Genomic DNA, 12,069 nt, shown 5'->3' with positions numbered 1-12,069 from the left:
TCGATCGCCTCACCCACCGCTGCCACATTCTGGAGACCGGCAACGACAGTTACCGCTTCAAGGCCAGCTCCGAAACAGCGAAAAAGAAACGGAAGGAAACACCACCATTGACCCCAACATGACACGCAGAACATAACAACTGGGTGGGTCAGTTCTCGGTGACAATGCCGGGTCAGTTCTCAGTGACAATCAACACAAAGATGCTCAAGATTGAAGTTTGAGTGGGCCGCGACTGGTCTGCAAGGTCTAGAGTGACTTTAGTCAACGCTTTGCGTATCCTGAGAATTACAAACAGGCGCAAAGCTATTGCGCCTGTTTTTCTCTATGGTCCTCGATACACCTTGTCATCAACGATAGGTGTCGGTGCCCCTTCGCCTATTCAACAAACCCGATGGCAACAGCATTCAGCGGATCAATAGTGTCCATGGCGAGGTTCTGGGCTTTCGCGGCCCAGTCCCATGTCGCCATGACGCGGGCTTCATCGATCTGCCCCAAACCGGACGCCTGAGATACCTCATTATCAATCAGCGCCAATGCGGAGGTCCACTGAGCAAGTGCGACGTCCCGGTCGAGTTGTGGCGCGACGGCGATGACGCTGTCCGCAGCAGCTTCGTGATCCGCCATCGCGGCTTCGGCGGCTTCTGTATAGGCCACAAGGAAGCCTTTGACCGCATCTGGGCGTTCGCTCAGTAGGGTTTCAGAGGCCATCAGCATGTGGCTGTAGCCGTCAAACCCGAACTCTGCCCACGGGATGATGACAATATCCCTCTCTGCCTTGCCAAGGATTTCCGAATAGGAGGGGCCGTTTGTCGAAAATGCGATTACTGCATCGACTTGCCCTGTCGCCAGCATGGGCGCCAGAGTTTTCGGATCCGACTTGATCAGGGTTACGCTATCCGGATCAATGTCGTTATTCTGCAAAACAATCGGCCAGGAAAAGTTGGACGATGAGTTTGCAGATGTCGCGATGGTTTTCCCGCTCACATCCGCCAGCGTCTCGATGCCCGATCCAGCATAGGTGATAATTGAATCCGGTTGCTGAGTGTAGACGGAATAGATCGCCTTGATCTGGCTGTTGCCGGCGACGTGGGACCGCAACAGCCCACCAAACGCCGCGATGCCAATGTCGGACGATCCGGTGGACAGCTTAGTCACCACGTCAGATGCTCCGCGACCCGATTGGATCGTCACATCAAACCCGGCGTCGGCAAAGATACCCTGATCGATACCTACGTAGAGGGGTGCATAATTCCCTCCGGGTAGCCAGCCGAGCTGAAACACGATTTTTTCCATCGCGGTAGCTGTACCGGCGCTGGCGACGAATATCGCGGTGGTCGCGAGGGCGGCAAATTTCCGAATTTTCATGTCTGGCTCCGATTTTGCGTTTAGATGATGATTGGCTTTTGCCGATATTGGCGGACTAGTCCGCATGATCGCTCACGATCAGGTCTTCACCCGTTGCAGGCGCATTCGACGGGAATATCTTGATCTCATCGCCCACCAAGATTTCCATGCGGTCATGCCCCATTTCGAAAGGCTGGTGAGTGCCGGAACGGATGCGTGAAAGAATGTCGTACTCTGTCACGCGCCATGTGCTAATGTGATGCAACAGCGTCATCTTGGGCTTCGCCTCTTCGAGGACCTGTGCCAGTTGTTCGGGCGATGTATGGTTTTTGATCAGGCGCCGCGTGATCTCGTTCTCTGCAAGTTGACGATCTGAAGCCGCAGCAACAGCGTGGATCAACAGATCACAGCCCGTCGCATGTTGAACCAAGTTCGTATTGTAAGTCGTGTCACCCGACAGAACGATGACCTTTCCGTCGCACTCAATTCGGAACCCGTAAGCTGGGGTCGCCGGTCCATGGTCGACAAGGAAAGCTTTTATCGTGATGCCGTCCTCGTCATACACCACTCCCTCTTCGAACTCGGTCGGTTCGATTTGTACGCCTTCGATCTTCGCCGTTTCGTATTTTGGGCGCACGTCCAAATCGAAATGGTGCATTTCCTTCATGCCAGCGACAAAGCGTTCGGTCCCTTTAGGCCCGTAGATCCTGAGCGGCTTTGACCTGTGCATGACATACCATGCCGTCATCCAGAAATCGGGCATGCCGCATATGTGATCCGAATGGAGGTGCGTGATGAACACGTTTCGCACCTGAGCGGCCGGAATTCCGCATTCATACATGCGCTGCAACGTTGCACGCCCTGTATCGAATAGAAAAAAGCGCCCGCGCAGTTGCATCAGCGTACTGATGCCGTGGCGGCACACCTGAAGAGACGGGCTGCCGGTCCCCAACAACCATACGCGCGCAAAACTTGGCAACTCCTGGTTCAGGTGTACGCCTCGATACAAGGTATGGTCCATCGATTTTTCCTTTGAGCTTGATTGGGTCTGTCAACCGGTGGCGTCCTTGGGCAGTGACCACGGGAACAATCGCGCTTGCACGGTTCCTACACATGAGAAGAGTAGGAGGCTGAAACCCACCAAAAGCCCGAGGCAAACGAAAGCCGTCGCAACGTCAAAATTCGACGTGGAGAACAGGACGAGATATCCTAGGCCGCGCTCAGCTGCCACAAACTCCCCAACGACAGCACCGGTCACGACCAGCGTGCTGGCTACTTTCAGACCCGAAAAGATATGCGGCACGGCGTAGGGCAGCCGTATGTCCCAAAGCTCTCGCCAGCCCGACGCCTTGAGAGATTTTGACAAGCTGATGAGTTCCGGCGGCGCCAAGGCGAGGCCGGTCGTTGCCGAAACAACAATTGGAAAGAAGGCTATCAGGAAGGTGATCAGCACCCGTGGCATATCGCCGGTGCCCAGCACGACAATGATAATCGGCGCCACCGCGACCACAGGGGTCGCCTTGATCGCGATCAGTACGGGCATGATGAGGCTTGAAGCCATGCGCGAGCTTGAAATCGCAACGGCCAGTGGGATTGAAACGCAGGTTGCAGCGAAAAAACCGGCCAACACAACCTTGAGCGTTGCAGCGCTATGCGAAAACCATTGCCCGAATGCAATGCCGGTCGCGGCTGCAAAGACGTCGGATGGGGGTGGCAGGACGTAGGTTGGAATGTTGAAGAGGGAAACGCCCACTTCCCACAAAAGCAACACGAGCGATAAGCTAATCAGGGCGCCGAAGCGTTCGGTTAGGGCGAACAGTTGTTTTGACAGTGTCATGGCATTCCACGATTTCTACGAAGCGACGCATTGAAATCAGAACCAGCGGCATGACCGGACCGATTCCATTTATCCTTGCTGCATGTTATCCGCCGGAAGCAGTCTAACAAGCAGAAGGTTTCGCTCTTAACGGTCGGAAAAACAGAACTCTGATTTATGTGTCGAGCTCTCGCAGAGACCTCTGAAGGTGCTCCACGACAGTTTGTCCTGCCGGGCTCAAGCTAACATCCTTGTTCTTGATCAGGGCAAGCTCTTGCACCGTTCCCTTCAGCTCAACAAGGGTTGCGAAGGATAACCCGCCCTTATCAGGCCTCCCCAGTATCGGTTCCAGTCGCGTGCGGATCGCCGCGCCAGCCCCCAGTTCAGCCAGCCGAGTCAGTGAAGCCGTGGAGTTCGATACAAGCCGTGTGTGTCTCTCCAGCGAAGATCGCCCTACGGCAGCTTCGAGCATCTCCCTGACGTTGACAGACTGGTCCGAAAGGAGAAGCGGCGTGCCAGTTTCTGCGAGTTCTTCAAGAGAAATTTGGCCTTTCGACGCCAGTTCGTGATTTTGCGGAAGCAGCACGCCGATTTCGAGTTTGACGTTGGCCAGAACATTTACATAGGCGTGTCTGCTACCAAGATAGGAGAGGCCGAGTTCCGCCTGTCCATTGTCGATCATCTCCGGGACACGCGCGCTCGCCACAGATGTGACCGACACCCGAATGTTCGGCTTGCTTTTCCAAAGCCCCGCCAGCGCATCCGCGACCAGGCCCTGCGCCAGACCTTCAACTGTCGCGAGGGTTGTCAAGCCACTGTCCGTGCCGTGCAGCCTTTCCACAAAAGCCCTGCCGCGCTCGATTTCGAGTATGGCACGGCGCCCGTGATGCAGAAATGTTTCGCCCGCGCTGGAGAGGCGCATGCCCCTTGGGAGGCGATCAAACAGCGGCGCACCAAGATCGTGTTCAAGTTGAGATATCTGCGCGCCGATGGCCGAAGATGCCACATTCAGCTCCTCCGAGGCTGACTTCAATGACCCATGGCGCGCAACGGCCTCGAAATATGTCCAGGCGCGAGAGAGTATCATGAGCGTCTACTGGGGCTGGTTTGCATTGTCTTTAAGAAGCGATCCACGAATATGGTTTGATAACTCGGCAAACCTAGGGTCGCCAAGCGTCTCTTGAGAGCGGGGGCGCTGAAAGGGGCAGTTAATTTCTTCCATGACCCGACCGGGCCTTGGTGTCATGACGATAATTCTGTCGGACAAAAGCAAAGCTTCCGGAATCGAGTGCGTGATGAAGAGAACCGTCTTTTTCTTGGCAGACCAGATGCGCAGAAGCTCAAAGCTCATTTCGTCACGTGTGAGCGCGTCGAGAGCGGAGAAAGGCTCGTCCATCAGAAGGATGTCCGGGTCCAGCAGGAGGGCCCGGGCGATTGAGACCCGTTGCTGCATGCCGCCAGACAGTTCGTCGACACGACGGGCAGAGAATTCCTTCAGCCCAACCAATTCGAGCAACTCCTGGGCGCGATCCTGAATCTCGCTGGTTACTGAAAGGCCCTTGTGCCGGATGGGGAATGTCACGTTCCCGACAACGTCGAACCACGGCAAAAGCGTGGGCTTTTGGAAAACGATCCCGACGTCATCCCTCGGGCCGGTAACTTTCTGATCGTTAACGCTTATCGTTCCGTGAGATGGCATCAACAAGCCAGATAAAAGTTGTAACAGTGTAGATTTTCCACATCCTGAAGGCCCCAACACGGAAACAAATTCACGTGCGCCGATCTCGAATGAAAGATCGTCAAGTGCTTGAATTGAGGTTTGACCGCGTCTTTCGAAGGACTGAGTGACCTTAGAAAACGTTATTGCTTTCGACATCGTGTTGGACCTCTGGTCGGAGCAATTGAGAATAACCAGCATCGCTCAACCACGACCGGGACGAACGAATGCAAGCACTTCCTTCATACAAGATGTTTGGCGCCGCACAAGCAGAACGATTACACCTCATCGTTCTGATTTTCCGGCCGACACTGCTTCGCCTCTCTGATCGATTCGGCTTGAGGTTTGGCCACGTTTCGTAGTCCAGCAGCGAGCTTCAAGAGAAGAAAATACATTACCGATAGGAAGCAGCTTTGGAAACTCACCCGGCATATGCTGTGTTCTACGGATGGCCGCTGTCGGAAAACGGCCCAAACTTTGCAAACTCCCCTCCCTGCGAATGGCGACTTCCATGTGTTTGACAGTGTGTCTTCGCAGGTGCGGAGAATTCACACTTCCCGCCCTCTACGTCGACACCACGCTCCCCACCGGAACGCCCCAGCCCACCCCAATTCCGGTCAATTCCTACATTCCGGTCCTCTGGCCATGCTTTGCTTGATATGGGCGCGAATCTACGCCTCATATCCGATGGGCTGCCGGGGAGTGATGCATGGTCAAAAGGTTGAAACTGAATGAGAAATCCGTACGCGAGGCCGATCCGGGCGCACGGGTGTACCAGCTCTTCGACACCGATGTGCGCGGGTTTTCGATCTCGATCTACCCGTCCGGCAATCGCGCCTTCACGCTCGACTATCGGATTTCCGGTCGCCAGCGGCGTATGGTCATCGGGCGCTGGCCGGAATGGACGACGGTCGCTGCCCGCGAACGCGCTAAGGAGCTGCGCCGCTGCATCGATGAGGGGATCGATCCACTGGCCGAGCGCGAAGCGTCGCGTGAAGCCCCACGGGTGTCGGACATGATCAAACGCTATCTCGAAGAGCACGCAACGCATCTTGCGCCCAGGAATGCCCGTGACCAGCACACGATCATGCATAAGCTGGTGGCCCCGGACTGGGGAAACCGGCTGGTACGCGACATTACCAAATCGGATGTCGAGAAGCTGCTGACCAAAATCGCCGCCGGTCGCGCGCGTCCGTCCAAGGCCAAACCCAATAACCGCACTCGCAAACTGCAGGGGCCAAAGCCCACACCCGTGCGCGCCAATCGCGTGGGCGAGGTGCTGCGCAAGATGTTCGGGCTCACGATGGAATGGGGCTGGCGCGAGGACAATCCGGCCAGCGGGTTTCGCCGCCGGATCGAAACCGCCCGAGAGCGCTTCCTGACCCATGAAGAAATCGGGCGGCTGGCGCAGGCGCTGGACGCGGCCGAGGATCAGCGCGCGGCAGGGATCATCCGGCTGTGTATGCTGACCGGTGCACGCGTAGGTGAGGTGCAGAATGCGCGGTTCGAGCAGTTCCATCTCGAACTTGGCACCTGGTCGAAGCCCGCAGCTGCCACCAAGCAGCGCAAAGTCCACCGGATCCCCATCTCATCGGAGGTCGCTGCGATCGTGCGGCAGCGCCAGCTGGTTGTCCCCCGCGGCACGCCATGGCTTTTTCCGGGCGATGTACCCGGCAAGCCTGTTCGCGAAATCCGCCGCTTCTGGCTTGCGATCCAGAAGGAAGCTGATCTGTCCGGTGTGCGCGTGCATGACCTGCGCCACACATTCGCATCGCTTCTGGTCAGCGGTGGCGCCTCGCTCGAGATGATCGGTAAGCTCCTGGGCCATAGCCAGATGCAGACGACCCAGCGCTATGCGCATCTGATGGATTCACCCCTGCGCGAAGGACTGAGCGTTGTGGCCAGCGCGTTTCGGCCTCGCCCACAGCTGGTGCATGATGCGGATCAGGCGCGCAAAGGCGCCTGACCATTCTTCGCGCAGGCTGTAGCTTGGGCGTTCTGTCCGGCGAACTGACTGACAGGCTGTCAGCCAGACTGAGGCGCAAGAACACAGCGCTGGGTCATTTAAACCGAGCAGCCGCCCTTCCCTCTTTACCCTTGGCCTGAGGGCAATCTGCGCCTCACCCGCGCAGTGCCCGCCAGATCGGCGCGATCTTCTTGCGTGTCGTACTTTCCTCGGGGATCTCGCCATCGGGTGAGTGTTGCACAAACCAATCCTGGATTTCGTTGATCAGCTCGGCCTGCGTCGCTGGCAGGCCATGGTCATTGAAACGCTTGATCAGCATGATGGTCATCCCTTCCCAGTCGTAGCGCGGTGCCGATCCTGTTGGCAGCGCTGGGCGGCGGAGAAGATCGCGCTCATCCTCGAACTTATGCACGTCTTCTGCCATCAGCAGCAGATCGTTCGGCGTGACCCGCAAACCCGCGGCCGGGTCAGTGATGTATTGCCAGTGCCCCTCCCCCGGCTGCCGGATCCGCAGGATGCGGCATTCCTCTTCACTCGGACCGCTGCCGCGGAACATGCACATCATGTCACGTGCACTGACCTCAACAATGCCAACCACCGGCAGGCAACCGCAGGTGACAGCCCCGATGCTGGTGACCAGCGTTAAATGGCCCGTCGCCGCCCATCCGGCAATGTCAGACATCGAACAACCCCAGCGTGCAGAAACTTCCGTCAGGGAATAGAAGGCTCGCGGCGGAAAATTCATCTGAGTAGCACCCTTTCTTCAAGCAAAAGCACCCCGGTCAAAAGACCAGTGGCACGTGAATTACGTTTGGAAACGGCCCCGCGAATCCGAGCGGGCCGTCTCAGCTTGCGTCAAATTTTGTCGGCAGCGACGATCTCATCGGATCGATTGCAGCGCGGCACGCAGAACTCAGACCAGCTTGCGTTGGCCAGCCCTGGTCAAACCAGAGCCGGACACACATCCTTAAGGCGAGTCGTTCGCGATGCGGCATCTCTAGTCGATGCCGAACATAATAAGAACACCCTGCAGTTGAAAATCGTTCAGACAATCGAGCCGAGCAGCCGGAACAGGTGTTCGTCACGCCGGATAGGCGTCTGCACCGGAGGCGCAGTTGATGCCGACCAATTCCGCCTCATGCAGCGAACCTCAGAATCACCCACGCTCTGGACCGACCGGAATTGCGGAATTGAAATGCCCTATGCGCCAATTCCGGTTTCCGCATGAGACGCGCTATCGCCAACAAAACAAGGACCGGAATTGCTCCGGCCGCTTCAATTCCGGTCTCCGCCTAGGTTCCGGTCTTGCACCTCTGCTTCGCTCCCCTTGCCCTGGCCGATGCCGGGATTACCGAAAAGGAGACAGAAATGCAGAGCATTGCCCCTGCGGCGCAGGAGGAACCCCTGAACCTGCTGGCTGACTGGATCAGCCGCGATCAGCTGGCGCGAGAGCTGGGCCTCACCTGCGATACGCTCTCGCGTTGGGAAGCGCGCCAGATAGGCCCCGCCTGCACCCGGATCGGGCGCAAGGTGTTTTACCGCCGCGACACGGTGCGTGCCTGGCTGCTTGCACAAGAGCAGCAGCGCAAAGACGCGGCGAAGCGCGGGGCGTCGCGGCGCGCGGGAGGCCGGCGATGACCCTCCCCCTGCCCTTCCGCAAGCGCCGGGCGCGGGATGCGGCCCGCCAGGACTGGATCGAAGAGCGGCTGCGCGAAGCGCGCATGGTCGTGGCCGATGTGGTGAACCATTCCGCGCAGGTGGGCGCAACTGAGGCTGGCAATAACTGGATCGGCTTCGTGATCCATCACGCGCCGGGCCCGATGCTGGCTGTCCTGCCGACGGTCGAGATGGCGAAACGCAGCTCGCGGGGCCGGATCGATCCGCTGATCAAGGATAGCGCCGCGCTTAAAGAACGCGTCAGCCCGGCCCGCTCGCGCGACGCCGGCAATTCCATGCTGTCCAAGGAATTCCCGGGCGGCATTTTGGTGCTCACGGGCGCGAACTCGGCCACCGGCCTGCGCTCGATGCCTGCACGCTATGTGTTTCTCGATGAGGTCGATGCCTATCCCGGCTCGGCCGATGAAGAAGGCGATCCGGTCACGCTGGCCGAAGCGCGCACCACCACCTTCGCGCATCGGCGCAAGGTGTTCATGGTCTCGACGCCCACGATCCGGGGGATGTCGCGCATCGAGCGGGAGTTCGAGGCCAGTGATCAGCGCCGGTATTATGTCCCCTGCCCGCATTGCGGACATATGCAATGGCTCGAGTTCGAGCGGCTACGCTGGGACAAGGGGCGGCCTGAAACGGCCGCCTATCACTGCGCTGGCTGTGAGACGCCGATCGCGGAGCACCACAAGACGCAGATGCTGGAACAAGGCGAATGGCGGGCGACGGCGGTCTCGGCAGACCCGACATCGATCGGCTTCCACCTCTCCGCCCTCTATTCGCCGATCGGCTGGAAGAGCTGGGAGCAGATCGCGCGGGACTGGCTGGCCGCCCAAGGCTCGGATGAGATGCTGCGCGCCGCGCGCAACACGCTCTTGGGGGAGACATGGGTCGAAAGCGGGGAAGCCCCGGAATGGCAGCGTCTGGCGGATCCGCGTGAGGTATTTGCAGCGCAGATCCCGGCAGGCGGGCTGTTCCTGACCGCAGGCGCCGATGTGCAGAAAGACCGGATCGAGGTTGATGTCTGGGCTTGGGGCCGCGGCATGACCAGCTGGCTCGTGGATCACATCGTCATCCCGGGTGGACCGGATGATCCTACGTGCTGGGACAGCCTGACGTCTCTGCTGGGCCAGACATGGACGCATGAGAACGGCGCAATCATGACGCTGGCGAAGCTCGCCATCGACACGGGCTACGAATCCGCGGCCGTCTACGCCTGGTCCCGAAAGCAGGGCATTGCGCAAGTGGCGCCGGTGAAGGGACTCGAAGGGTTTAATCGGGCAACACCCGTGTCAGGCCCGACCTATGTCGATGCCACCGTAAACGGGCGGAAGCTGAAACGCGGCGCCCGGCTCTGGACCGTGGCCACGGCGACCTTCAAAGCAGAAACCTATCGGTATCTGCGGATCGAGCGGCCCAGCGATGAGGATATCGCGCAAGGCGCGCGCCATCCGGCGGGCACGATCCACCTGCCCGACTGGGCCGATAGCGAATGGCTGAAACAGCTGGTGGCCGAGCAGCTGGTCACCATCCGCGACAAGCGTGGCTATGCCCGCCAGGAATGGCAGAAGCTGCGCGAGCGCAATGAAGCGCTCGACACCCGCGTCTATGCGCGGGCTGCCGCGTGGATCCTCGGGGCAGATCGTTTTGATGAGCGCATGTGGCGGCAGCTGGAGGCCCAAGCCGGGGTCGAACCCCCAAGTGTTGCGCCAGATGTAGCACCGTACGCTGACCAGAACAAAACGGAACCCGAGGCCGGGCGCATCACCGCACCGCGCCGCCGCGGCTGGAAGATCAGCACGCCCCGATACATGGAATGATTGATGACCCTCGATGATCTGAAGGCCCGCCACAGCGCGCTGCTGGCCGCACGCTACAGCGGCACGCGCTCGGTCAGTTATGACGGCAAGAGCATCAACTATGGCACGGATGCCGAACTGGCTGCCGCGATCAGCGATGTCGAACGTCGCATTGCAAAACTCGAGCGCGGCGCTGGGCGGGTGTTGCGCCCCTTCGCCGTGAAGGATCTGTGATGAACTGGCGTCAGCGCCTCGGCGCCTTCATCGGCGGGTTCGACGCCGGTCAGCATCATCGGCGCCTGCGCGGGTTCCGCGCCACCCGCGCGCATGTCAACGCGCTGATCGCAGCCGCGGGTCCCGACATCACCGCCCGCGCCCGCTGGCTCGTTCGCAACAACGGCTATGCCGTAAATGCGGTCGAAAGCTGGGCAGCCAATACCGTGGGCGAGGGGATCAAGCCGATCTCGAAGATCGGGGATGCGGCAAGGAAGGAAGAGCTGCAGCGCCTCTGGCTCGCCTAGACCGACGAGGCCGATGCCGAGGGGCTGACCGATTTCTACGGGCTCCAACGCCGCGCCGCCCGCGAAGTGTTTATCGCAGGCGAGGTGTTCTTCCGGATCCGGATGCGGCGGGCGAGTGATGGGCTCTCGGTGCCCTTGCAGCTCCAGATGCTGCCCTCGGAAATGCTGCCGCTGGAACAGTCCGGCATTGCCGCCAACGGCAATGCGATCCGGCAGGGCATCGAGTTCGACCGGATCGGGCGGCGCGTCGCCTATCACTTCCTGCGCCGCCACCCCGGCGACAGCACCGATCCGGGGTTGGCGGGCGAAATGGTGCGCGTTCCAGCATCGGAAGTTATCCACATCATCGACCCGGTCGAGGGCGGCCAGCTGCGCGGGGTCTCGAAGCTGGCCCCGGCCATCGTGAAACTGTTTCTGCTCGATCAGTATGACGATGCCGAGCTCGACCGCAAAAAGGTCGCGGCGATGTACGCGATGTTCGTGACCTCGCCTGCGCCAGAGAACCCGCTGGCACCCGCCGAGGATGACGATTTGCCGGATGGCGTCGAGATCAGCCCCGGCCAGATCGTACGGCTGGATCCGGGCGAGGATGTGACCGTAGGCCAGCCTGCCGATAGCGGCGCGACCTATGAGCCGTTCCAGTACCGCACATTGCTGCAAATCTCGGCCGCGCTGGGCATCCCCTACCCTTACCTCGCCAATGACATGGTGAAGGGCAATTTCTCGAACTCGCGCCTCGCGCTGATCGAGTTCCGGCGCCGGGTTTCCGCCTGGCAGCATTCAGTGATGGTGTATCAGCTGTGCCGACCCGTCTATGCGCGCTGGATGGATGCGGCTGTGCTGGCAGGTGCGCTTTCGCTACCGAGATATGAGACCAACCGCGCGCGGCTGCTCACTGCCGACTGGCTGCCCACCAAGTGGGACTGGGTTGATCCGCTGAAAGACGCCAATGCCGAAATCGCCCAGATCGAGGCGGGGCTCAAATCCCGCACGCAGGCCATTGCCGAGCGCGGCTTTGATGCCGAGCAGGTTGATCGGGAAATCGCGGCGGAGCGGGCGCGCGAGCGCACATTGTGCCTCGATTTCCGTCGACCCGGATCGCCCGCGCAGGGCGTGCAGGCAGTGCCAGATGCCGACGGCAATTCGGACGCGGCGGCGCGGGGCGATGCCGATGACGCCAATGACACCGATGAGGCGGAAGACCGCCCGCGCCCAGACGAGGACTTGCCCTGATCTGGAGA

At 59.8% G+C, this 12,069-nt stretch carries 11 protein-coding genes and 1 pseudogene; 6 read left to right on the top strand and 6 right to left on the bottom strand.

Translation table 11 applies throughout. The annotated features are described in order from the left end of the window. Positions 1–122: ATP-binding protein (locus M3N55_RS14435; protein WP_249060327.1), on the top strand; the 122-nt coding region annotated here is incomplete at its 5' end. A 253-nt stretch (positions 123–375) separates the two neighbouring features. Here the strand turns inward: M3N55_RS14435 and M3N55_RS14430 are convergent. The 5 genes from M3N55_RS14430 to M3N55_RS14410 all read right to left on the bottom strand — a co-directional run bounded on the left by M3N55_RS14430 (position 376) and on the right by M3N55_RS14410 (position 5,036). Beyond that, complete coding sequence (locus M3N55_RS14430; protein WP_249060322.1) at positions 376–1,365, bottom strand: ABC transporter substrate-binding protein; 990 nt, start codon at positions 1,363–1,365, stop codon at positions 376–378. Positions 1,366–1,420: 55 nt separating this feature from the next. Further along, complete coding sequence (locus tag M3N55_RS14425) at positions 1,421–2,365, bottom strand: MBL fold metallo-hydrolase (RefSeq protein ID WP_249060320.1); 945 nt, start codon at positions 2,363–2,365, stop codon at positions 1,421–1,423. A 30-nt stretch (positions 2,366–2,395) separates the two neighbouring features. After that, positions 2,396–3,181 (bottom strand): ABC transporter permease, encoded by a 786-nt coding sequence (locus tag M3N55_RS14420; RefSeq protein WP_249060317.1) that lies wholly within the window; start codon positions 3,179–3,181, stop codon positions 2,396–2,398. Positions 3,182–3,335: 154 nt separating this feature from the next. Beyond that, positions 3,336–4,247 (bottom strand): LysR family transcriptional regulator, encoded by a 912-nt coding sequence (locus tag M3N55_RS14415; protein WP_249060315.1) that lies wholly within the window; start codon positions 4,245–4,247, stop codon positions 3,336–3,338. A gap of 6 nt (positions 4,248–4,253) precedes the next feature. Next, entirely contained in the window at positions 4,254–5,036 is a 783-nt protein-coding gene (locus M3N55_RS14410) for an ABC transporter ATP-binding protein (RefSeq protein WP_249060310.1), read from the bottom strand. A gap of 550 nt (positions 5,037–5,586) precedes the next feature. Between M3N55_RS14410 and M3N55_RS14405 the strand changes: the two genes are divergently transcribed. Beyond that, positions 5,587–6,843, top strand: a complete 1,257-nt coding sequence (locus tag M3N55_RS14405) for a tyrosine-type recombinase/integrase (RefSeq protein ID WP_249060307.1) — start codon at positions 5,587–5,589, stop codon at positions 6,841–6,843. A 154-nt stretch (positions 6,844–6,997) separates the two neighbouring features. Here M3N55_RS14405 and M3N55_RS14400 read toward each other — a convergent pair whose 3' ends face one another. After that, complete coding sequence (locus M3N55_RS14400) at positions 6,998–7,525, bottom strand: hypothetical protein (protein ID WP_249060305.1); 528 nt, start codon at positions 7,523–7,525, stop codon at positions 6,998–7,000. Positions 7,526–8,211: 686 nt separating this feature from the next. Between M3N55_RS14400 and M3N55_RS14395 the strand changes: the two genes are divergently transcribed. The 4 genes and pseudogenes from M3N55_RS14395 to M3N55_RS14380 all read left to right on the top strand — a co-directional run bounded on the left by M3N55_RS14395 (position 8,212) and on the right by M3N55_RS14380 (position 12,061). Beyond that, the gene (locus M3N55_RS14395; protein WP_249060302.1) at positions 8,212–8,481 is read left to right on the top strand and encodes a helix-turn-helix transcriptional regulator; all 270 of its coding nucleotides are present in this window, start codon (positions 8,212–8,214) and stop codon (positions 8,479–8,481) included. After that, positions 8,478–10,328 (top strand): phage terminase large subunit family protein, encoded by a 1,851-nt coding sequence (locus tag M3N55_RS14390; protein WP_249060299.1) that lies wholly within the window; start codon positions 8,478–8,480, stop codon positions 10,326–10,328. Before M3N55_RS14395 ends, M3N55_RS14390 begins: the two co-directional genes overlap by 4 nt. Before the next feature lie 3 nt (positions 10,329–10,331). Beyond that, positions 10,332–10,541 (top strand): phage head-tail joining protein, encoded by a 210-nt coding sequence (locus M3N55_RS14385; RefSeq protein ID WP_249060296.1) that lies wholly within the window; start codon positions 10,332–10,334, stop codon positions 10,539–10,541. Next, positions 10,541–12,061, top strand: a pseudogene (locus M3N55_RS14380) (phage portal protein). The gene M3N55_RS14385 and the pseudogene M3N55_RS14380 overlap by 1 nt, the downstream one beginning before the upstream one ends. Positions 12,062–12,069 lie beyond the last annotated feature (8 nt).

The organism is Roseinatronobacter domitianus, from assembly GCF_023336755.1.
GTDB classification, from domain to species: Bacteria; Pseudomonadota; Alphaproteobacteria; order Rhodobacterales; family Rhodobacteraceae; genus Roseinatronobacter; species Roseinatronobacter domitianus.
Note: the sequence above shows the minus strand (reverse complement) of the source record. Positions and strands in the feature narration are given on the sequence as shown.